At 59.9% G+C, this 21,826-nt stretch carries 16 protein-coding genes; 5 read left to right on the top strand and 11 right to left on the bottom strand.

The window, feature by feature from the left end; translation table 11 throughout:
- The 5 genes from P0D68_RS35015 to P0D68_RS34995 all read right to left on the bottom strand — a co-directional run.
- Window positions 1–755, bottom strand: a 755-nt coding sequence (locus P0D68_RS35015) for a dTDP-glucose 4,6-dehydratase (RefSeq protein WP_408468826.1), incomplete at its 3' end; no start/stop codon positions are given.
- Between the two features lie 702 nt (window positions 756–1,457).
- Window positions 1,458–2,573 carry an acyltransferase family protein gene (locus P0D68_RS35010; RefSeq protein ID WP_408303680.1) on the bottom strand — a complete coding sequence of 372 codons (1,116 nt, stop codon included), beginning with the start codon at window positions 2,571–2,573 and terminating at the stop codon, window positions 1,458–1,460.
- Between the two features lie 125 nt (window positions 2,574–2,698).
- The gene (locus P0D68_RS35005; RefSeq protein ID WP_408186793.1) at window positions 2,699–3,433 is read right to left on the bottom strand and encodes a Crp/Fnr family transcriptional regulator; all 735 of its coding nucleotides are present in this window, start codon (window positions 3,431–3,433) and stop codon (window positions 2,699–2,701) included.
- 468 nt (window positions 3,434–3,901) lie between these two features.
- The gene (locus tag P0D68_RS35000) at window positions 3,902–5,299 is read right to left on the bottom strand and encodes a hypothetical protein (RefSeq protein WP_408186762.1); all 1,398 of its coding nucleotides are present in this window, start codon (window positions 5,297–5,299) and stop codon (window positions 3,902–3,904) included.
- Between the two features lie 481 nt (window positions 5,300–5,780).
- On the bottom strand, window positions 5,781–7,328 hold the full coding sequence (locus P0D68_RS34995) for a methyl-accepting chemotaxis protein (protein ID WP_408303679.1): 1,548 nt from the start codon (window positions 7,326–7,328) through the stop codon (window positions 5,781–5,783).
- A gap of 271 nt (window positions 7,329–7,599) precedes the next feature.
- Between P0D68_RS34995 and P0D68_RS34990 the strand changes: the two genes are divergently transcribed.
- Window positions 7,600–8,700, top strand: coding sequence for an MraY family glycosyltransferase (locus P0D68_RS34990; protein ID WP_408303678.1), 1,101 nt, complete (start codon window positions 7,600–7,602; stop codon window positions 8,698–8,700).
- A gap of 108 nt (window positions 8,701–8,808) precedes the next feature.
- Here P0D68_RS34990 and P0D68_RS34985 read toward each other — a convergent pair whose 3' ends face one another.
- The 4 genes from P0D68_RS34985 to P0D68_RS34970 are packed head-to-tail and all read right to left on the bottom strand — an operon-like array spanning window position 8,809 to window position 13,529.
- On the bottom strand, window positions 8,809–10,686 hold the full coding sequence (locus P0D68_RS34985) for a polysaccharide biosynthesis protein (RefSeq protein ID WP_408186769.1): 1,878 nt from the start codon (window positions 10,684–10,686) through the stop codon (window positions 8,809–8,811).
- Window positions 10,687–10,691: 5 nt separating this feature from the next.
- On the bottom strand, window positions 10,692–11,723 hold the full coding sequence (locus P0D68_RS34980) for an MraY family glycosyltransferase (RefSeq protein ID WP_408303677.1): 1,032 nt from the start codon (window positions 11,721–11,723) through the stop codon (window positions 10,692–10,694).
- A gap of 7 nt (window positions 11,724–11,730) precedes the next feature.
- Window positions 11,731–12,687, bottom strand: a complete 957-nt coding sequence (locus P0D68_RS34975) for a UDP-glucose 4-epimerase family protein (protein WP_408303676.1) — start codon at window positions 12,685–12,687, stop codon at window positions 11,731–11,733.
- Window positions 12,684–13,529, bottom strand: coding sequence for a glycosyltransferase family 2 protein (locus P0D68_RS34970; protein ID WP_408303675.1), 846 nt, complete (start codon window positions 13,527–13,529; stop codon window positions 12,684–12,686). Before P0D68_RS34970 ends, P0D68_RS34975 begins: the two co-directional genes overlap by 4 nt.
- A gap of 918 nt (window positions 13,530–14,447) precedes the next feature.
- Between P0D68_RS34970 and P0D68_RS34965 the strand changes: the two genes are divergently transcribed.
- From P0D68_RS34965 to P0D68_RS34955, 3 genes are all read left to right on the top strand, one after another.
- Complete coding sequence (locus tag P0D68_RS34965; RefSeq protein WP_408468825.1) at window positions 14,448–16,277, top strand: hypothetical protein; 1,830 nt, start codon at window positions 14,448–14,450, stop codon at window positions 16,275–16,277.
- 145 nt (window positions 16,278–16,422) lie between these two features.
- Window positions 16,423–17,373, top strand: coding sequence for a glycosyltransferase family 2 protein (locus P0D68_RS34960; RefSeq protein WP_408303673.1), 951 nt, complete (start codon window positions 16,423–16,425; stop codon window positions 17,371–17,373).
- Entirely contained in the window at window positions 17,374–17,763 is a 390-nt protein-coding gene (locus P0D68_RS34955) for a GtrA family protein (protein ID WP_408303672.1), read from the top strand.
- A gap of 39 nt (window positions 17,764–17,802) precedes the next feature.
- Here P0D68_RS34955 and P0D68_RS34950 read toward each other — a convergent pair whose 3' ends face one another.
- Window positions 17,803–18,885 (bottom strand): sialidase family protein, encoded by a 1,083-nt coding sequence (locus tag P0D68_RS34950; protein WP_408303671.1) that lies wholly within the window; start codon window positions 18,883–18,885, stop codon window positions 17,803–17,805.
- A 388-nt stretch (window positions 18,886–19,273) separates the two neighbouring features.
- Window positions 19,274–20,434 (bottom strand): acyltransferase family protein, encoded by a 1,161-nt coding sequence (locus P0D68_RS34945; protein WP_408303670.1) that lies wholly within the window; start codon window positions 20,432–20,434, stop codon window positions 19,274–19,276.
- Between the two features lie 308 nt (window positions 20,435–20,742).
- Here P0D68_RS34945 and P0D68_RS34940 point away from each other — a divergent pair, with 308 nt between their 5' ends.
- A complete protein-coding gene (locus P0D68_RS34940) occupies window positions 20,743–21,825 on the top strand; it encodes an acyltransferase family protein (protein WP_408468824.1) in 1,083 nt (360 codons plus the stop codon).
- Window position 21,826: the final 1 nt, after the last annotated feature.

Here is a 21,826-nt window from a genome sequence, read left to right as displayed (position 1 = left end):
TAAGGGCTGTTCGGCGCGTACGGCGTGGTTTCGGAGAATTGTGGATCGGTAGCGGACAGCGAGCCGAACACTTCGTCGGTCGACACATGCAGGAAGCGGAAAGCGGCCTTGTCGGCCTCGCCGAGCGCATTCCAGTACTGGCGGGTCGCTTCGAGCAGCGTGAAGGTGCCGACCACGTTCGTCTGCACGAAATCAGCCGGTCCATGAATTGAACGGTCAACGTGTGTCTCGGCCGCCAGATGGACGATCGCGCGGGGCTTGTATTTGGCGATCAACTCGTCCATTGCGGCGCGGTCGCATATGTCGGCACACACGAAAATATGCATTGGATTGCGCTGCAGTGATTTAAGCGTGCGCAAATTGCCCGCATAGGTGAGCTTATCGACATTCACCACGGGTTCATCGCAGATTTTCAGCCAGTCAAGCACGAAGTTTGCGCCGATAAAACCGGCGCTGCCTGTCACGAAGATCATGGATGCCCTCTGGAAGCCACCCTCGCGCGATAGCGCGGAAGGGTCGATTGGAATCTGGCTGACATCCAGTGAATACTGCGGCCACAGGATGCCGATAAGCAGCGTTGGTATAGCTTTCATCGCGACTTCCATCGTCGCGGAGAGATGCACCAGCGCAGTGTAGGGTTCTAGAAATTTTGCTTCAGTGCGGAAAGCAACACAGGTGCCTTCGTGCGCGCTGACAGGTTCAGGAGTAAGGTTGAGGCGGTCAGCGCACGCTTGCCGTATTAGCGTTGCGCGCATCAAGACTACGCGATGCCGACATTATTCGGCCGCAAAGAAAGAACTATTTATCGTCTCGTGGCGTTCTGGAGCGTGCAACACATAATGCGCATACGAAAACGCCAATGAGTACGCCAAATAGGAAGCATAAGAAATGTGTCAAAACGCTGAACATTTGCCTGGTCCTTTCAATTGAGGCGAGATTGAATTTATAACGATTCACCTCCTTGGCAATTGACGGCGCACCATCACAGCCAAATGCAAAAACGTACAGGCAACGGCAATGGTATGACTGGCAGTCGTCGCGCCAAACATCATACTTTACTAGATTCGTAACCAGGGCGAAAAACAGGCACGACTGAAGCAGCACGCGAATGGCGTGGTATCGGATGCGACATCGATCTCATAGAGCGCGCGTGTGATTTCGCGGGCTGGGTCACTGCGTAGGACTGGTGGCCCGTATGAGCATGGCTAAGACGGACAACGGCGCGCTGCACTACGACGAGACGCGGAACCTGTACGCCGTCGCGGAATGGCAATTTGACAACCTGAAAGACGGCGAACGGTGGCATCCGCTCGCGCCATCCACCGGCGCAACGCCGGCCGGCCAGCAAGTCCCATTCGAGGCTTCCGCGCGACGGGCACTAACGGCATCATGCGAGCTGCTTTCTGCAAGGGGGAAAACACACGCTCCCCCCAATGCTCCCGGACCGCTGAGCCTGCTCAATCGTTCGCCAGCGCTCGGCCTTTTATCTCCAGACGCTCCTTCTTCTTTCGCTCCATGCGCCGCGGGTAATCGATCGCGGGCTTCTCGATGAAGCGATACGTCAGGCACGAGAGCGCCAGAGTTGCCGGCCAGAGAATCGCCAGATGAGCCCAACCTTCGATATTGGCCAATCCGATCAGATTCTGGACGGTCGGGTGCACCAGATACAGCGAATAACTTATCGTTCCGAGCCCGAGCAACGGCTTGAGTTGCATGATCGACTGCTCGCGTGCTGCGTAACAGCCGATGAACAGCAGATAGGCAATGCCCCACGAAACGAACACACATTGGACCGTTGTGATCTCAGGGCGGGGAAATACGCCAAAACCGACATAGATCCCCAGAACGATCGAAAGGATAATCGCTCCTACAAGAGCCAGAAACGCACGCTCGCCGAGTTCACGCGTATGCCGGCGATAAAACAGTAGACCCACGACGCAAGTCGCCATGATGCCGAAGCGGCCAAGCGGTATCCGCACGTGCAACACATACGACGCCACAGACAATGCGAGCATGCCCGCAACTGTGAGCATAGCCAGCAGGACACTGCGTCGATTCGCTCCCACTGCGAACGCGAACGACAACAGAATGTACCAGGCAAACTCCATGGACAACGTCCACGACGCGCTAACGAAGTTCGGTAGATGCGCGTAGTCCTGCAGAAAGAAAAGGTGCAACAGGAAGAAGTAGCCGAAGTTGTGCACGGAGCCAGGCGGGTAAGCGCCGTCGCCGATCAGATAAAGCGCGAACTCGAACGCGAAGATCGCGAGATAAAGCGGATAAATCCGGAAAATGCGATGCTTCCAGAATCTACCCAGCGCATTCGCGCGTTCAAGGCTCAGCGGTATGACAAATCCACTGACAAGAAAAAATGTTAGAACACCGACCTGCCCAAAATTGACCCACGGACCAAATCCGGTTGTGACTGAAAACCAGCCGGCGCCCTCGCCGCCATGCTGAAAAATCACGAGAAGCGCGGCTACGCCGCGGAGAACATCGATGAAGGCGTAGCGGCCACTAGAGGTCGCGGCCCGTCCCGCGTTCGGCAACCTTACTTTTTCCGGCGTGGGCATCAGGTTTCCTCAAGACGGGTTGTCGCCGCAGTTTATCTTTGTGGAAAGTCGAGCAATGTACGCGAGCACACAAATGCGTCGCTACCCACCGCAGCTGACGATTCGGCCGACCGATATATCCCCTCTCAGCGCGTCACTTCCATCGCACTGATACGCGGCAATAATCGGTCGAATTCCCGTCTGACGATCGCATAGCATTCGCAAGCCCGCGCCTCGAGTCCGATCCGATCGAGGATCTGCACGCGGCCGCGACTGTGATGGATCAGATCGGCATCGCAGAGCTTGCCAGACGCTTCAGTCACGCCTTCACGTCGCACACCGAGCATATCGGCGATCAGTTGCTGCGTGACCTGCAAATCACTTGTGCCCGAGCGGTCGATATCGACCAGCAGCCACCGGCACAGTTGCTCGTCCAGTCGATGGAGCCTGTTGCAGGCCGCGGTCTGCGCGACCTGAGTAAGAAGCGCCTGCATGTACAACAGCATCAGCGAGCGCAGAGAAGTGCAATTGCGCAACGCGTCGCGCAGGGCCGCGGCGCTGATTCGATACGCGAAACCGCGGCATTGCGCCTGAACGCTGGCTGGCATGGTGTCGCCGCCCGTCAGGATTGGCACACCTGTGGTACCGTCCCTGCCTATCGCGGCGATTTCCACTGAACTGCCATTTTCCATCGTCTGCAGCAAAGATACGATCGCCGTGGCGGGAAAATAGACCGTTCGTATGAGTTCACCGGATTTCGATAGCAATTGCCCCGGACTCAATTCGACAAGTTCGAGATGCGGAAGCAGTACTTCCCATTCATGGGTGGGGAGCGCTTCGAGCAGACGGTTACCACGGCGGTATGACTGAAATGTCGTCATCATTTCCCTCACGTAAGTATTGCAGCCGGCCAGGGTACGGCAGGCCTCCGCGCGATCCCAGGAGACAATGGCGATGCATTGCCCTGACTCACGCGGTGAGCAAACTGAAGCGGTAATGGAGACGATCAAAGCATCGCACTGGTCATCGCGTTGCGTTCGATGTCGCAGTGCAGCATAACCGGCAAAGATAGGCGCGCCAATAAGACTGGCGGAATTGCCCGCACGATCGGCGGAATTAAGAGGACTTATTTGCGATGAACGTTCGCTGGAACGCTGGACGCCCACGTCGCTTTGCTACACATCAAAACACAGTCGATATTAGTTGAATTTACAACGGACAATAGTATGAAACCGCTATATGTCCAGTTCATTAAGGATGTCTATTTGACTGAATAAATCAGGCGAAACATGTCGGCTCAGCGGATAGGCTCCGGGCGTCAAGGTGGCAGTCAGACGATTTCGCGTCAGTCAGCGACGATGGTCGACTCGACCGAGACGGGGCCGCCCGCCGGCACGTCCTTCGTCATCCGCCGTTCCGATCATTTCAGCTTCCTGCGTCACGGCCCTCTCGGCCAGCGCCTTCAGAACACCCGTCAGAATCCGCTTGCCGATCTCGTGGTGAAAGATCCACACGCCATAGATTCGTCCGGTGAATGCGGCCTCGCTCCCGATCTCCGGGTCAGGTCGAAAGCCGGCACCGAGCCCGAATGTGAAGAGTCCGCTGACGACTTTGCCGTTTAAATCAAGTGGACGGCCGAACTTGTCGACCTCGATGCCGCCCTGGCCAGACAGTAGCGGAATCGTCACTCCTCGATGATCCACCAATGCGGACATGTTCGGCCCGTAGCCTGCACTATGGACCACGCCACATGAGTGCATGAGACAGTTGCCGGCGTGAGAGCGTTCGGCTTCGCCGGACGCGGCATCGATCAGGGCAACTCTCGGCATGGTTCCGGCAACTCGTCCGTTTGACATCACCTGACACGCGATTTCGAATGCGCGGTAGCGCAGACCGCTCGAACGATTGACGCGCCGAGTGATTGGGCAAATATCGTTGATTGGATCGACCGTATAGCCCCATGCACGCGCTTCGTCCTCCGACTCGAAAAACAGCCGTATCGGCGAGCGATGAACGATGGCGATTTCATCGAGTCCCGCGCCGCCGAGATCGGTCGCAAGACGTTCTGTCATTGTGAATGCGCTGTGCGAACCGCCGATGATCGTGATCCGGTTCGTACGCCGTGCGGCCGCCGGGGCAAACATGGGCGCGAAGGTGTCGACGAGTTGCGTGCTCGTGAGGCGCAGCAACTCGTCCGACGTGCAGGCGATGACGCCACTGCCCGGCAAGGGAATGTCCAGCGTGCGACACAGATCGTCGACCTCTTCAACGCGCTGCGTCCCACCCAGATTCATCACGACCGTGTCGCTGATCACCTTGCGGCGCGCCGCCGGTCCGCGCGTGTCGTGATAAGCGATTTCGAAACGGCCGTCTTGCCCGCGACGAATCGCATCGATTTCGTGCCCACGCAGGACATCGACATCGAAATGTTCGACGACGTGAGCGATGAGCCGCTCGGCAGCCAACGTGAGCAGCTCGCCAACCTCCGAAAGTAGTGGCGCGCCGTCCGGATCCGCAGCCAATTTCCGGTGCAACTCGTTATATTCCCGGATGTCGCCGAACACTTCATCGAAGCGTTCGTGCTCGAGGCACGCAAGAAATGTTTTGGCAACCGAATTGCCCGTGACGTTCACATAGTCGCCGAGTTTGCCTGCACCGAGGCTCACGCGTTTGTCGATGATCAGCAAGCCGTTACTCGCCACTTCGGCCAGCTTGCCGCTCTTGAACGCATAGAACAAGAAGCCCATTCCTGCTGGGCCGGCGCCGCATAACACACACGAGTAATCGCTTGGCACGCTCCCGGAGCTATCCGGAGCTTCGGCTGAAAACCTCTGCATGACTTTGGGGTCCGATAGTTGTCCGCTGTGACTTGATCCGCACCATGCGCGGTGCCGGCGCCAACGCGTTTCTCGTGCGTCGGATTCAACACACAATATCCCTTAATGGGAACAATGGCTCTGTGCGCTCGCGCACGGACAATATTTCGCATCCTTACCGCAGGCCGCTGTTTTCCAAATATTTGGCTCTACGGAAGGATTTGCCGAACTCAATCCACATCGGGAGAAAGTTCCGCAAATCAACAGCCGACATACTATGAGGAAACACGAAACAGGAACGAGATCAGCTTATTTTACAAAAAATAACAATTAGGATGGCTGAATTAAATTTCCATCTCGCTTTTTATCCAGACCGACGCTCGCGGGCAATACGAGCGCGGCCCCTTCTTCATCAAGCCATCTGAAACACCGCCACTGCGTCGCGCAATATCGTCGCCTGCTCTTCCAGCGATTTCGCCGCAGCAGCAGCTTCTTCGACGAGTGCCGCATTGTGCTGCGTGACTTCATCGATCTGCGAGACCGCTTTATTGACCTGCTCGATACCATCACTCTGTTCGAGCGCGGACGCCTCGATCTCGTTCATCACGCCGGTCACGCGTTCGACGGCGCTCATGGCTTCGTGAATCGTCTTTTGCGCGTCCGATACGAGGGATGCGCCCTCCTGAACCTTGGCGGCCGATTCCCCGATCAATTCCTTGATTTCCTTCGCAGCCGCTCCCGAGCGCTGTGCGAGGCTGCGCACCTCCGAGGCCACCACGGCGAAGCCGCGCCCCTGTTCGCCGGCCCGCGCCGCTTCGACCGCAGCGTTCAACGCCAGAATATTGGTCTGAAACGCAATGCCTTCGATCATGCCGATGATTTCCGTCACCTTGCGCGACGACTCGCTGATTCCATCCATCGTTTCGGTGACTCGTGACACCACGTTACCCCCGCGTGTCACGGTGTCGAGCGCGCCATGCGCCAACCGGTTGGCCTGCTTTGCATTGTCGGCGTTCTGTTTCACCGTGGCCGATAACTGCTCCATACTCGCAGCGGTCTGCTGAAGGGCCGCCGCCTGCTGCTCCGTGCGCGAGGACAGATCGGCGTTCCCCGATGCAATCTCGTTCGCCCCCTGCGTGATCGCCGTCGTGCTGCCACGCACTTTCGACACTGTCTCGACGAGGCCGTCGCGCATCTTCGTCAGCGCTGACAGCAATTGACCCATCTCGTTGCGCGATTTGACCTTGATGGCAACCGTCAGATCGCCGGCCGCGATACGTTCGAAGTGCTTGACAGTCGCGTTGACCGGCTTGATCAGCGCCGCTGACAAACCGATGCGCGCCGCCACGCCGATCACGATCGCGATTGCGCCGATCGCGGCGAACAGCAGCGTCGCGATCTGGAACCGCTGCGCCGCCGTTTCAGCTTGCTGATGCTCGCTGTCAACCTGGGAACGCTCGAGCGCGTCGATCGCTTTCGAATAGGCGGCGTAAAAGCCGTTCGCCGTCTCGCCCTGAATGTTGCGGAAGGTATTGAAGTCGAAGTCGGCCAGCGCCTTGAACTCGGGCTCGATCGCCTTATCGACCAGCGCGCTGCGCGCCTGCTCCACGCTCTGCGCGAGCTTCCGTTCGTTGTCGTTGGCAAACGGACTGGACATGTAGGTGCGGAAGTCCTTGTTCGATTCGACCAGCACCTTGTGCGCGGCCGGCAACAGTTCATCGGTCTGCTTGCCGACGCTAAAGAGCGTCTGATAAGAACCCAGCGCAAGCTGGACTCGCAACAGCTTTTCGGAACTGGCCTTCAGATGAGACAGCGCGGCCGCGCTGCGCTGCGTGTCGTCGAGGCTGCTGTTGGCGAGTTTGAGCGCGCCGTAGCCGACACCGATCACTGTCAGCAGGAAAGCGACAAATACGCTGATCACCAGCGTCAGGCCGCCACGAATTGTGATGTTATTAAGCATTGGGTCTCCGGAACGTCTTGCGATCGGCGGCGAAAAACAGGTTGGCAGGTGCATACGCTGTTTTTTTACGCGTGAATGACACTTCGCCGCATCCAGGTTAACGACCTCCTGCAGCCCCCGCTAGATAGGTGAAATCCATGACTGGCGGGCGTTTGCGGGCAGTTTGCGCCTCACTATCTGGGATCGTCGCGCAATCGTGCCGAGCCGCCGCTTTTCAAGGCGGCGGGCGTTTCGTTTGTATAATTCGGCGTCTTCGCTCAGGCCCACTTTCATGCTTAGTTTTGCGCTCGGCTTTCTCGTTTCTCTGCTGATCACGCTGTTGATCGTGCGCTATGCGCATCTGCATGAAAAATTCTCCACCGATACCGATCTGGCCGGCGTGCAGAAATTCCATGCGCGCCCGGTGCCGCGCATCGGCGGGACCGGGATTCTGCTTGGGCTGATCGTCTCCGCCGTGCAGTTGCATCACGCCTACCCGGCCGTGTCAGGCGGCATTCTCGGGCTGATTGCGTGCGGCATGCCGGCCTTCGGCTCGGGGCTGGTCGAAGATCTGACCAAGCGCGTGTCGCCGCTCGCGAGGCTCGTCTGCACGATGGCGGCGGCCGCGCTCGCCTATTTCCTCCTGAATATCGCCGTGACGCGCATCAGCGTGCCGCCGCTCGACTTCCTGCTCTCGTATGCGGTGATCTCCTGCGCGGTGACGGTGCTGGCGGTTGCCGCCCTCGCCAATGCGATCAATATCATCGACGGCTTCAATGGCCTCGCTTCGATGGTCGCGTTCATGATGTTCGCCTCGCTCGCCTACGTGGCGTTCCAGGTGTCCGATCCGATCGTGCTGTCCGCGTCGTTCATGATGATGGGTGCGGTGCTCGGCTTCTTCATCTGGAATTTCCCGGCTGGACTGATCTTTCTCGGCGACGGCGGCGCCTATTTCATCGGCTTCATGCTGGCCGAACTGTCGATCATGCTGGTGATGCGCAATCGCGACGTGTCGGCCTGGTACCCCGTGCTGTTGTTCATGTATCCGATCTTCGAGACCTGTTTCTCGATCTACCGGAAGAAGTTTATTCGCGGCATGTCGCCCGGCATCCCCGACGGCGTGCATCTGCACATGCTGGTGTATAAGCGGCTGATGCGCTGGGCAGTGGGCGCGAGGACCGCGCGCGAGTTGACGCGGCGTAACTCGCTGACGTCGCCGTACCTGTGGCTGCTGTGTCTGATCGCAGTCGTACCGGCCACGCTGTTCTGGCGGCATACGCTGCATCTGTTCTGCTTCGTGGTGGTGTTTGCGTTGACGTACGTGTGGCTCTACGTGAGCATCGTCAGGTTCAAGTCACCGAGATGGATGGTGGTAAGGCGGGCCAAGCGATAACAAAAAAGGCGCTCGATGAATGAGCGCCTTTGCTTTTGTGTCTTTCGAGCGTTCCGCCTTGCGAGGCGATGCGAGGCGGCCGCGAATGGCAGCCTCACCGACTCATGTTCACGACGCCCGCGTTGCCGGTGCCACGCTAACCAACGCCGGCGCCGCCGCCGGCTGATACTCCGGCACCCAGCGCCGCAGATCGCGCCGGACCTCCTGGTCGCTCGGCACACGATGCTGCATCAGCCACGGAAGCAGTTCGTCGAGCAGGTTATCGGGCGCTTCACGCGCCTGCGCGATGCGCAACTTCGGATGCGGTGTACGCGTGGTTGCCTCATCGTCGGCGAGCAGTTCCTCGTAGAGCTTCTCGCCAGGGCGCAGCCCCGTAAAGACGATGCGAATATGTTCCTCGCTGAAGCCATACAGCCGGATCAGATCGCGCGCCAGATCGACGATCTTGACCGGCTCGCCCATATCGAGAATAAAGATCTCGCCGCCGTGACCCATGCTCGACGCCTGCAGCACGAGTTGCGACGCTTCGGGGATCGTCATGAAAAAGCGCGTGATCTCCGGATGCGTGACCGTTACCGGGCCACCCTTCGCGATCTGCTGCTGAAACTTCGGAATGACGCTGCCCGCACTACCGAGCACATTGCCGAAGCGCACGGTCTCGAACTGCGTGCGCGTACTGGTCTGCTGCAACGCCTGACAAGCCATTTCCGCGAGACGCTTGCTCGCGCCCATCACGTTAGTCGGATTGACGGCCTTGTCGGTGGAGATCAGCACGAAGTGCTTCACGTCATGACGAATTGCGGCGCGCGCGACACGGTACGTGCCCAGTACGTTGTTGCGCACCGCCTGCCAGGCGTTCAATTCCTCCATCAACGGCACGTGCTTATAAGCGGCCGCATGAAAGAGAATGTGCGGCGTGTAACGCGACAGCACCTGGTCGAGCAGCAAGGAGTCTTTTGCATCGCCGATCACGGGTACGACGGAGAGCTTCGGAAAGCGCTCATGCAGTTCTTCGGTGAGCCGGTACATCGCGTATTCGGACAGATCGAAAGCAATCAGCTGGGCCGGTTCGAAGCGCAGAATCTGGCGGCACAGCTCGGAGCCGATCGAGCCGCCCGCGCCGGTCACCATCACCACGCGGCCGCTCAACAGCGCTTCCACGTGCGGCATGTCGATGCGCACCGGTTCGCGCCCCAGCAGGTCTTCAAGATCGATCTGACGAACACGCGAAAGAAACGCTTCGCCTTGTGACAGCGTGGTCAACGCGGGCAGCACCATGGCGCGCACGCCAGCGCGCACGCACAGCGTGGCTACACGGCGCTGCGCGTCGACCGACGCCGAAGGGATCGCGATGATCGCGTGCTCCACCTTCATATCCGTGGCCCAGTGCTGCAGGTCGCTAATCGGTCCCCAAACCTTGTAGCCGTAGATTTCGCGGCCCTGCTTGGCCGGATCGTCATCGAGCAGGCCCACCAGCCGCCATTCGCTCGAGCGAGACAGCTCGCGAGCCAGGTTTGCGCCCGCGTTGCCGGCGCCGAGCACCACCACGGGCTTGCCCTGGCCCACGAGGCCGCCGTAGAGATAGAACTCCTTGGATGCGCGATAAAGCGCGCGCGAACCGCCCATGGCGAGGAACAGCAGGAGCGGAGAAACAGCGAGTACCGAGCGCGGAATGATGGGATGCGGCTGGGCCATCACAGCCACCATCATCATGACGAAAGCGCCGGTGAGCACGGCTTTGGCGATGCGCATGAGGTCCGGCAGGCTCGCGAACACCCACATGCCCCGGTACAGGCCGAAGATGCGGAACATCACCCCGTAGACGGGAAGGACCCAGATGAGTGTTCGAACGGCACCGGACCAGAACTCGACCGGCACGTAGCCATTGAAGCGAATCAGGTATGCCGCGAGCCAGGTGCCCGCGACCGCGCACAGGTCGAAGGCGAAGGCGCTAAATGATAGCCATGAGGCTTTGTGTCGAAACATCGGCGTCACACCTCAGGTTGTTCGGAATCTGCTATCCGGAATCGACGCCAGCGTGAATCGACTCCGATACCAATCAATACCAGCACGATCACCCAAGCGGCAACGCTACACCATTGAACGGCTAAAGGCCAGCCAAGCAGACTTACAGCAAGTACTATACCAGCCGCCATTACCGCGTACCACAGCAGGGCGGTCTTCGAATGCCCGAGCCCGTACTGGACCATGCGCTGATAGTAGTGTTCGCGGTGTGCCTGCCAGATTTTCTCGCCGCGCAAAAGTCGTCGCAGGAGCGTGACCGACGCGTCGCCGATAAACGGCGCAAACACTAGCGCCGGAAACCAGATCGGCCAGACGCCCTCGCTCCATCCCCAATAGCCGAAAGCGCCAGCCAGAAAGCCGAGCGGAATCGATCCGGCGTCGCCGAGGAATATTTTTGCAGGGTGAAAGTTGAAGATCAGAAACCCCGCGGCGGCACCCGCCGCGGCGGCCGAAGCGAGGCTGAGTTCCGGCGACGGATGGACGGCGATCGCGGCGCCGACCGCGTAGCCCGCGAAGCCGAACAGCGTCATGCCACCCGCCAGGCCGTCCGCGCCGTCCATGAAATTGTAAAGATTGACGAGCCACAGCAGTAAAAATGACAGGCCTGCCAGCAGCCAGAGCGGCGCGGCCGCCGGGTGCGCCCAGACGAAGACGGCCACGGCGGCTAGGTGTGCCGCGAACCTGACCCGGGCGGGCAGTCCGCGCCGGTCGTCGACTTGCGAGACGGCGGCCAGCAAAGCGGCGCACAGCGCGGCAAGCCAGAGGTGCGGCGCGACCATCAGCGTCGCCACGACCACTACCGGAACGATGCCCCAGCCGCCGACGCGCGGCGTAGGCCGGGTGTGCAGCGAGCGGTCGTTGGGAATGTCGGTCGCAAGACGCCAGGCGAGGCCGGTTCTGAGCAGCGTCCACAGGATCGCCGCGCAGACGCAGGCGCAGCCGAACGCAATCAGGATCACGGTCGTCCAGTTCGGCAACGTGGAAAGGGACATCAGCATGCGCGCCTCAATGCGTGGATCGGTACCAGCGGGCTGTCGCGGCCAGCCCTTCATCGGTGGAATGGGGAGCCTGCCAGTCCAACACCGCGTGAATGCGCGCCGTATCCAGCCGCAAGGAACCCACCAGACGGTCCACCTGCGCCGTGCGGCCGCTCACGCGGCCGGCGAAGTGCAACCAGCTCGCGGGCACCGGCAACAAGCGGGCGGGTTTCTGCAGATGCCGCCCGAGGGAACGCGCGAGTTCCGTCACGGTGAGGGTGTCGCTATCGGCCACGTGGAACACCTGACCCGCGGCGCGGGGGTCGGTGGCGCAATGCATCAAGGCGTCAGCCAGGTTGTCGAGGTAGACGAGACTGCGGCGCGCGTCGATCGCGCCGAGCGGCAGCGGCACGCCCTTCCAGATGGCGTCCATCAGGCTCAGGAAGTTGGCGCGGACCCGCGGACCATAAACCAGCGGGAAGCGCACGATCACCACCTCCAGACCGCTTTCTTCGCCGAAGCGCGTCAGTGCCTGTTCGGCGGCAAGCTTCGAGCGCCCGTAGGCATCTTGCGGCGCCGGCGGGTCGTCTTCGCGTAATGGGCGACCTGCGTCGCCCTCGGCCAGCGCCTTGACGCTACTGGCGAATACAAAGCGGCGCGCGCCATGACGCCGCGCGGCCTTCGCCACGCGTAACGCGCCCTCGACGTTGGTGGCGTGAAACGCGGCGTCGGGATCGGCCGCGGTGTCGCGCATCACATGCACGCGCGCCGCCAGATGAACGACACAGTCGACCTGAAGCGCAGCGGGCCAGTTGGCGTCGATACCGGCAAAATCCGCCGCCGTCTCGACCCACTCGGTCACGCCTCCCTCGAGCTGCCCCGACCGACGCACGAGCCCGCAGACCGTATGCCCCGATCGGATCAACGCGCGGCACAGCGCTTCGCCGACGAAGCCATTGGCGCCCGTCACCAGCACGCGGCTCATAGCCACTTCCAGCCGAAGCGATTGAAGAACTTGTACGCCGACGCCATGAACATGCGCACGTGCGCGGAGCCCTTGCGCGCGGCGCCGCCACCGTGGTGCAGCACGCGAACGGCGGGCGTGTAGGCGACACGGGTGACGTCATGCGCGCGCAAGCTCAAATCGTAGTCCTCGAAGTACAGAAAATAGCGCGTGTCGAAGCCGTGGAGCTTTTCCAGCACGCTCGTTCGAAACAGCATGAAACAGCCGCTGACAATGGGTGGGTCCCAGCAAATGTCGCGATCGTTGATCAGATCACGCATCTCATAGCGGGCAAGGCGGCGCTGAAACAGCTTTCGTAAGCCCGCCGGCAGGAAACCGCGCACGAACAGGTCCAGCAAGGTTGGGTAACGGCGACACAGGAACTGCTGATGCCCTGCCTCGTCGCCGATCCATGGCGTCAACAACCCGGCGTCCGGATGTGCCTCGAAAAATTCGAACGCGCGCAGCAACGCGTCGCGATCCAGATCGATGTCCGGGTTCAGCACGAGATGGTAGCGGCCGGTCGCACGCTCGATGGCGAGGTTATGGCCACGACCGTAGCCGACATTGCCATGACCGCTCACGATCGAACTCGTGACGCCCTGGGCGCTCAAAGTGTCCAGCGCGGCACGCACGTCCGGCAAGCCGCCGTTGTCGACGAGAACAAGATGGACCGGCAGGCCCGGCCGTTTGGCGCGCAGCGCCGCGCAGGCGCGCCCAAGGCTCGCGAAAGTGGTGGCCAGCTGTGCCTGATCCGGCCGGTAGACGACCACGGAAACGGACAAACCCTCGAGCTCGGAACGCGGGGCGCTATTAGCATTCATGTAGTTTGGAACTGCGTGCCTTATTAACGACACTTTGGAACGACACTTTGGGACGACACTTCGTTGTTTGGCCGCAACAAGGCCGCAGTGTGCGCAAAACTGCCGCCTTCGGCAACTCACTTTTCCTTTTGTTACGGCTAGCTCGGGCGGCGCAACCTGGTCGACGCCGCTAGGCAGGGAATTCCACGGAATCGCCGACGCGCCGGGCCTTGCCGCGGTGGCCGTCACTGCGCCAAACATCGCGAACCGTGAACCGGCGCTATTTTATGACGGATTAGCCTGAATAGGCCGACTCCGGGATGCGGCGGCGCAGCGCGTGGCGCGATCCACGCCAGTCAGCGACCGTTCGTCGATCGCAAACACGCATCCGATGCCGGCTCGCGCAGATGCTCCTCACACGAGCACCGCCCTCGGATTGGGACTTGTGGCCTGTAGAATGTCGCGTTCTCGAGCCCCGGAATACGTTCATCGTTTAGCCGAACGACAGGGTCCGCACGCCAGGCCATGATGAGATGCCGCTACATGCCAGAATTAAAAGACACCGGTCATTCGACAGAACGCGTTACCGTCACCGCCATTATTCTGCTGTGCCTCGCTCCACTAATTGTCAAAGCGCCCCTCCTGCTAGGGCTGCTAATCTCTGACCCGACCTTGCTCCATGCGGGTCTGCATCACGGCCTGCGGCACGGTCCGTTCGGGGGCTTCCCGCCTTACCCCACCATCGATCCCAACATCGCGTTCACGAGTCACGCGCTGGGACATCGAGCGATTCTCGAAATCCTGAATGGGCAGTGGCCGTGGTGGAACTACTACGAAGGCGTCGGCACACCGCTTGCCGGTGAAATGCAGTCCGCGGCGCTGTTTCCGCTGACATGGCTGCTGTACTTCGTGAATGGTCAGCTGTACATGCATCTCGCGTTGCAGATCATCGCCGGCGTGTCGACGTACGTGCTATTGCGCAGAATGCAGATCGCGCAAGCCGGTGCGGTCGCGGCCGCGCTGGCGTTCCAGTTCAATGGCACGTTCGCGTGGCTGGCCAATGCCGTCATCAATCCGATTGCGTTCTTGCCGCTCACGCTGATCGGCGTCGAGATGGCCATCGAACGGATCGCAAGCGGCCGCCGCGGCGGGGCTTTCTGGATCACCATCGGGCTCGCCGCGGCGTTGTATGCCGGTTTCCCGGAGGTGGCATACCTGGACGGGCTGCTGATCCTCGCGTGGACGCTCGTCCGGATGATGGCGCTTCCCCCGGCGCAGCGCGTGCGCTTTCTGTTGCGTGTGAGCCTCGCCGGCGTAGCCGCGCTCCTGCTGGCGGCGCCCATCCTGGTCGCATTTTTTGATTACCTTCCCTTAGGCTTTGCCGGCGACCACCAAGGTGATGGATATGCGTCGGCGCATCTTCCGGCAACGGTTCTGATCGCGACGCTGATTCCCTACATTTTCGGCGGCATCTTTCAGGACGGAACCCTCATGGGATTTTGGGGCGCTGTCGGCGGCTACGCTGGCATTACGCTGATCATGCTCGCGCTATGCGGCATCGTCGGGCAGCGATACCGCGGACTGAGGATCATGCTCGCTCTCTGGGTATTCACGACCGTCTCGCTTTCGTACGGGCTGCCCGGTGCGAGCATACTGACCTCGATCATTCCCGGCCTCAAACTCGCCGCGTTCTATCGATACCTCCCACCCTCCTGGGAATTCAGTCTCTGTGTCCTGGCGGCGCTGGCGCTCAATGACATCGCGCGGGCGGACGTGCAAAAACGGCTCAGGTATGCCTATGCCGTGACGCTAATCCTGATCTGCGCGGGATTCGTCATCACTCATGGCGCGGGAATCAGACCGCATGGGCGGTATGTTCTGTGGGCGGTGATCTTCGCCGCGCTGGTGCTCGTCGCGCTCGCGATCATCCTTTTGCGTCGCAGGCCCAGTTCCAACCGCGTCGCGCTTGCTCTGTCGATTGTTCTGGCTTGCGAGAGCGCGATGTACTTCGCCGCGCCGGTCATGAGCAATCCGTCGCGAGGTACGGTGGATCTCGGGGGCATCCGATTCCTGCAAGCCAATCTGGGCATGCAGCGTTTCGTCACGCTCGGTCCGTTAGCACCGAACTACGGCTCCTACTTTGGTATCGCTTCGATCAACCACAACGATTTGCCGATTCCCCGCCTCTGGACCGACTTCGTCGCCCGCAAGCTCGACGCCAACGCCGACCCGATTGGGTTCACGGGTTTGGTTCGCAAAGACCCGGCCGGACCTTCCTCACAAGACAGCCTGCTCAAGAACTTGCCAAACTATCTGGCAATCGGAGTGCGCTATGTGCTGGCCCCGGTCAACGCCCCGCTACCTGAAGAAACAAAAGCGCGCGGCATCAAGGAAGTCGCGGCCGACACCAACATGCGCATCTACGACCTCGGCAACCCGCGCCCCTACTTCGATGCGCCGGCATGCTCGCTCGAAGCCGCAACGCGAGGCGAACTTCGCGCCAACTGCGCGCAGCGCGCCACGCTGACGCGCCTTGAGCTCTACATGCCAGGCTGGCACGCTTTCATCAATGGGCAGGAAGCCGCAATTAATCAGGTTGACGAAATTTTCCAGCAGATCGACTTGCCTGCAGGTTCATCGCGTGTGCAATTCGTATTCCGGCCTCCGCACATCGAATGGGCATTCGTTGCATTCGCAATCGGGTTGCTGATGATGCTGGGAGAACTCGCCGTCTCAGTCAGATCGAAACGCTCCGCCATGCGCGCCTGACAGACCAACCGGGAAGAACCGTCTTTCGTATGCGCTACCATTACGCCACTCGCTGACTTTGCGCCTCGCTCACATGGCATGCTCCGCAGCCAGTGAAAGCACAGCTCACTGCACTTTTGACCGCCAAACCAGAACACCATCGCCAATGCAAGACTTCAACCCAGGCACTGTCGCCGTCGTGATTCCCTGCTACAACGAGGCAGCTACGATCGCTACCGTGGTTCGCGATTTTCGCCGCGCGCTTCCCGCGGCTTCCATCATCGCTTTCGACAACAACTCGACCGACGATACGGCTCGTGTTGCTCGCGAGGCCGGCGCGGAGGTCATCAAGGTTCCGCTACAGGGCAAGGGCAATGTCATCCGCCGCATGTTTGCGGACGTGGAGGCGGACGTGTACGTGATGGTGGATGGCGACGCAACGTATGACGCTTCCGTTGCCCCTGCGTTGATCAGCAAACTCGTCGAGGAGCGGCTGGACATGGTCGTCGGCTCCCGCGTCACGGATGAACAGGCTGCCTACCGTCTGGGTCACCGCTTTGGCAATGTGATGCTGACGCAATGCGTGGCATCGATTTTCGGCCGCACCTTCAAGGACATGCTGTCGGGCTACCGGATCTTTTCGCGCCGCTACGCGAAGTCTTTCCCGGCCCATGCATCGGGCTTCGAGACCGAAACGGAACTGACGGTGCACGCGCTCGGTATGCGCATGCCCGTAGCCGAATTGCCCACCCGATACATCTCGCGCCCGGAAGGGTCTGAAAGCAAGCTGAACACCTATCGCGACGGCTTCCGTATCCTGATGACCATTTTCAAACTGGTCAAGAACGAGAAGCCTTTCGCGTTCTTCACGGTCGGCTTCGCGATTTGCGCGCTGCTTTCCATTGTGCTGGCTGTACCGGTCTTCGAAACTTATGTGGAGACCGGACTCGTGCCGCGCCTGCCCACCGCGCTCCTCAGTACCGCGCTGATGTTGCTCGGCGCCATTCTGCTGATCTGCGGCATCGTTCTGGATACCGTGACGCGAGGCCGGATAGAGCTCAAGCGACTGGCGTATCTGGCCATCCCCGCGCCTGGCAAACAGGAGCAAGTCCGGTAAATGCGCTCCCAGTTTGTCAGGTTCGCCATCGCCGGCGGCATCGGCTTTCTGGTCGATGCCGGCGTGCTGTATGTGGCGCTGGCAATCGGCCTCGGGCCGTACTTCGGCCGCGCCGTCTCGTTCCTCTGCGCGGTGTTCGCAACGTGGCAGATCAACCGACGCATGACCTTCGTGGTCAAGCGCACGGAATCGCCTTGGACCGAGTGGTTGCGTTACCTGGCCGCCATGTCGGTGGGCGGCGCATGCAACTATGGAACCTACGTGGTCGCGCTGCTGTTCCTGCCGAAGGTGACGGTTGCGCCGCTCATCGCGCTGGGAGCGGGTTCTATTGTCGGCATGTTCGTCAACTTCGCGTTCGCGAAGTGGTGGGTGTTTCGCGCCCAGCATTGATGTCCGCCGGGCGTCAGCCAACTCCGTACTACAAACGCGTCAAAGCGGGCCAGCCAGTTGCTGAGCTTCGATTCGCCTGGGATCCAGCACGACGTGCCTGATTTCCTTTCGTTTGTAGGTGTACGTGATATGAACCAGGCCGTCCGGAGTCTGGATGACAGCCGGGTACGAAAACTCCTCTCCGCGTTCATTCTCCAGGTCGAGCACCGGACGCCATGTCTTGTGATCCGACGATACCAATACGCTCAATTGCCCACGTCCCTTTTCTCCTGGCACCAGCGGCGCGGGATTGAGGACAAGGAGATCACGCCCGTCGGACAACGTAATACCGTCCACACCGGAGTTGGGATTGAGCAGCGGCAACAGCGTCATGGGCGACCAATGGCGCCCATAGTCACTGGATGAGACGCTGAACACATGTCCGTTACGGGTCCTGCCCACGGCCTCGATATGTCCGCCGTGGTGATTCAGTATCGCAGGCTGGATTGCATCGATGGGGACCGCTGATTTCGGCGGATCGACTTCCTGCCACGTCTTCGCGCCGTCACGCGAAAGCGCAAAGCGGATATTCCATCCGGACGTCTCAGTACTTCCTGGAGAGACAATCGTACCGTTTTCGAGTTCGACCGGTTTGTTCTTCGCGGGCCCGGTTATGCCCGCGGCAAGGTGCTGCGGCGCAGACCACGTTTTCCCCTGATCCCAAGACACAATTCGCATCGGCCACCAGTTCTGCGCCGTCGCGCCCACCGTGTAGAACAGCATGACCGGTCCATGCCTGGGTGAAAATAGAACGGGGTTCCAGACGGGCAATCGGCTGCCATCCGGCTGCACACCATTCGCGACTTCAACCGGCGGCGACCAGTGCCCTCCTGATCTTCTGGAGAGCCAGATACCCGTGTCCGACGCCTGCTCGCGGGTCCCGCCGAACCACGCCGCAAGCATCCATCCTTTGCAGCCCAGAATGGTCGATGCATGGCTGAAGTCCGTCACATGATGTGCGTTGACGGTTTCGCTCAACACGACCGGTGAGCCCGAATGTGGCTGCGGCGTTGCAAGCGCAGCGGTATTTGCCATGCACACGACGGTGCAGAGGACCAGTGCCTGAATGGCCCGGGAAAACATGTCTGAGGAATCCTTACGAAAAGCTTGATGCCGCTAGTGCATAGCTCGAAATTGTAACGTTATATTACCGTGGAGACACTACCGTAGTGTGACGGTGTCCCTCAATTCGACAGAACGGAATAAAAAAACGAGAAGTGGCTGAGACGCGTGGCGAATCCGTGCCGGAATCACGCGATCAACCTGCCATCGCCTCGGCGTAAACTCCGCGGATTTTGACGCTATGTTGCAAGGCGCGACGCAGTAGTAGCCGTCTGCCGGAGAATATCGAAAGGGAAATGAGTGAGCACCGCAAGCTATCGGTAATCTACGGTGCGCAATTCACACAGGGAGCTTACTCAATCAGGATACCGACACATCTACCGCCTTACGGCCGGACACATCATGACGGCTAGGAGCGAATATTCACACCATTTGACGAATAAGCGACCGCCTTCGGCGAGAACTTGCGGCGCAAAGCTCGTGCGCCATTCTGCGAGGGCACTTCGACTAGCCGATTCATCACGTAGCCGAGGAGAAGCGCGCCCACCACAGTCGCGAACCACACCGGCACTGCGCCGAATCGCGGATAGAGAATAACCAGCGATACGCTCAATACCACGTAGTGGTTGAGGTACAGGCTGTAGGAGATCTTGCCCAACCAATGGCCAACGCTGTAGATCCTGCCCGGCTGGATCGTAAAAGACAGCGCCATCAACAGGAACGCGCCGGTCGCAGAGCCCAGATCACCGAAGATGCGAGCGCCCATGCTCCAGGGATTGTCGAACGGATAAGCGAAGAGGGCCAACGCCGCAACCCACAACACGGCGCGCAACGCCGGCCGCAATGCATGCGCCCATGACAGGATCCTCGAGCGGCACGAATAGAACCACGCTCCGATCACGAAGAACGTGCCGTAATGCGTGGTCAGCAGCGCATCCTGAAGCGGCCATGGAATATGGCTCGGCGATCCGGCCAGAGCCGCTATGCCGATCAGCGCGGAGCTGATGACCGCGAGAATGACAGCCTTGAATCGAAGATGAAACACGAGAAAGGCGATCACCGGAAACGCCAGCGACAACCGCATCTCATGCACGATCGACCACATGGGGGGATTGATGACCGACGTATCGTAGCTGCCGATCATCTTCAGATGATCGAAGATCATCTGTCTGTCTGGATGCGGGTGTGCGGTGTACATCCAGCCTTTTTCCCAGACGAAACCAGCGCGGGCCACGAGCCAATAGATGCCCAACGCGACCACGAGCGATGCGATAAACGGCGGATACAAGCGCACGACTCGCGCGGCGGCAAACGTGACGTAGCGCCGCGAACGCAACTCGCCATACATGTGCGCGAGCGCATAGCCGCTCAGCATGAAGAAGACGATCACCGCCTGGTGCCCGGCCCACAACACCCGCAGGGGTGTCCATTTCAGGAAGCCCCACAGCGGTTCGACCTTGTATACGCCCGCTACCGTCGTATGGGCGATCACAACGATCAGTGCGGCATAGCCTCGCAATATGTCCAGCGAGGGGGCTCGGTCATTACCCGCGCGCGCCGAATCCACCATATGCCGCCTCATCACCACGTTCAATTTTGAGATAGCAATTCTATCAGCTATCGCTGGCGTGGCCGTTCGGGTGGGTTCGGAAGGCCTGTGACCGCCCGTTCCCGGCGGGCGATTTTTGTTGCCGTCCCGTCAACTCGTCTGCTGCCGAGCGGCGGTCAACTTGCCCATGTGTTCCTCAATGGTTGAAGTGGCCTTTCCTGCAACAGCTTGTTTCAGCAGAAAGAATTGGGAAGATTCTGTGATAAAAGGAAAGGCAGACTGGGACAGAACGGATAACGTAAATGCGAGAGAGAGACACGACAGTCGATGTGCTTCGGGGGCTCGGCATAATCGCCGTCGTAGCAGGACACGCCTGGAGTGGCACCGGTTGGACGCCCTTCTCGCCCTACTCGTTTCACATGCCTCTTTTCTTCTTCCTCTCCGGGCTATTTTTCAGAGAAGATAAATTTGAGGCGCCGGTTGCTTTCGTACTTAGAAACGCGCGCACCTTGTTGCTGCCTACGACGATTTTTTTCCTGGTCTATGCGCTCGTCTGTCAGGTAATACGCGCCGCGGGTTTCGTGAAACTGTGGCAGCCGTTTTCCGTCTCGAAGGTGTTGTTCGATCAATTCGGCAGCGCCAGCGCGTATGGCTTCACTTCGCCATACTGGTTCATTACCTGCCTTTTCTTTGTTCGCGTGTACTTCGCGCTCGTGCATACGCGAGCGAACGCACCCCTCGCGCGTGCGACGCGTGGACATGAAGCGGTTTTGCAAATGGGATGGGGTTTGCTTTACCTGGCTGGAGCAGGGTGCGCCATCTATTTTGCCAAGGTCATGTATCTAGAAGGCCCCGTCACATATCTGAAAATCGGCCTGCTGCGTATCGCGTTCGCGGCTTTTTTCTATTACGTCGGCTATCTGGCCGCGCATTGGAAAGTAACGCGATTCCTGCCGAACGTGCTCGTCCTGGTGGTCTTATATGTGATTCAGCAACAACTGTGGGCGACCGGAAAAACATTGGACTTCTGGATGCAGATCATGAAATTTGAGCATCCCATTCTGCCCGTCGTCACAAGCCTCACGGGGATCGCCTTCATGTATGGCGTGGCCGGCATCATCTCCAGCAACCCGGCATCGTCGAGGGTGCTGGCTTTCATCGGCGCAAACGCGCTACCGATCGTGTTTCATCAACTGTTTGCGTTCTTTCTCGTCAACGTCGCGCTCTGCGGTCTCGGCTTCATCAAACCGGTCGACGTGAACAACAGCGCCTTTCAATGGCATACCGAGCACATGTGGTACGTCTATGTGCTCGCCGGCATTGTCGTGCCCATCGTATTCGACCGGCACCTTCTAAAGCCGCTTACGCTTCTGTTCAACAAAGGCTGGCGCCGGCCCGCCGCTAAAACCTAGC

Origin of the sequence: Paraburkholderia sp. RL17-380-BIE-A (assembly GCF_046028085.1) — a bacterium.
Classification (GTDB): Bacteria; Pseudomonadota; Gammaproteobacteria; order Burkholderiales; family Burkholderiaceae; genus Paraburkholderia.
The sequence above is the reverse complement of the archived record's forward strand: the minus strand, read 5'-3'. Positions and strand labels throughout refer to the sequence as shown.

What these genes read in the sequence shown, in the direction of transcription:
- P0D68_RS35010 (WP_408303680.1), bottom strand. Translation starts at nt 2,573, where the DNA reads ATGCCCACGCCGGAAAAAGTAAGGTTGCCGAACGCGGGACGGGCCGCG.
- P0D68_RS34985 (WP_408186769.1), bottom strand. Translation starts at nt 10,686, where the DNA reads ATGTTTCGACACAAAGCCTCATGGCTATCATTTAGCGCCTTCGCCTTC.
- P0D68_RS34960 (WP_408303673.1), top strand. Translation starts at nt 16,423, where the DNA reads ATGCAAGACTTCAACCCAGGCACTGTCGCCGTCGTGATTCCCTGCTAC.
- P0D68_RS34955 (WP_408303672.1), top strand. Translation starts at nt 17,374, where the DNA reads ATGCGCTCCCAGTTTGTCAGGTTCGCCATCGCCGGCGGCATCGGCTTT.
- P0D68_RS34980 (WP_408303677.1), bottom strand. Translation starts at nt 11,723, where the DNA reads ATGCTGATGTCCCTTTCCACGTTGCCGAACTGGACGACCGTGATCCTG.
- P0D68_RS34950 (WP_408303671.1), bottom strand. Translation starts at nt 18,885, where the DNA reads ATGTTTTCCCGGGCCATTCAGGCACTGGTCCTCTGCACCGTCGTGTGC.
- P0D68_RS34995 (WP_408303679.1), bottom strand. Translation starts at nt 7,328, where the DNA reads ATGCTTAATAACATCACAATTCGTGGCGGCCTGACGCTGGTGATCAGC.
- P0D68_RS34975 (WP_408303676.1), bottom strand. Translation starts at nt 12,687, where the DNA reads ATGAGCCGCGTGCTGGTGACGGGCGCCAATGGCTTCGTCGGCGAAGCG.
- P0D68_RS35005 (WP_408186793.1), bottom strand. Translation starts at nt 3,433, where the DNA reads ATGACGACATTTCAGTCATACCGCCGTGGTAACCGTCTGCTCGAAGCG.
- P0D68_RS35000 (WP_408186762.1), bottom strand. Translation starts at nt 5,299, where the DNA reads ATGGGCTTCTTGTTCTATGCGTTCAAGAGCGGCAAGCTGGCCGAAGTG.
- P0D68_RS34970 (WP_408303675.1), bottom strand. Translation starts at nt 13,529, where the DNA reads ATGAATGCTAATAGCGCCCCGCGTTCCGAGCTCGAGGGTTTGTCCGTT.
- P0D68_RS34990 (WP_408303678.1), top strand. Translation starts at nt 7,600, where the DNA reads ATGCTTAGTTTTGCGCTCGGCTTTCTCGTTTCTCTGCTGATCACGCTG.
- P0D68_RS34945 (WP_408303670.1), bottom strand. Translation starts at nt 20,434, where the DNA reads ATGGTGGATTCGGCGCGCGCGGGTAATGACCGAGCCCCCTCGCTGGAC.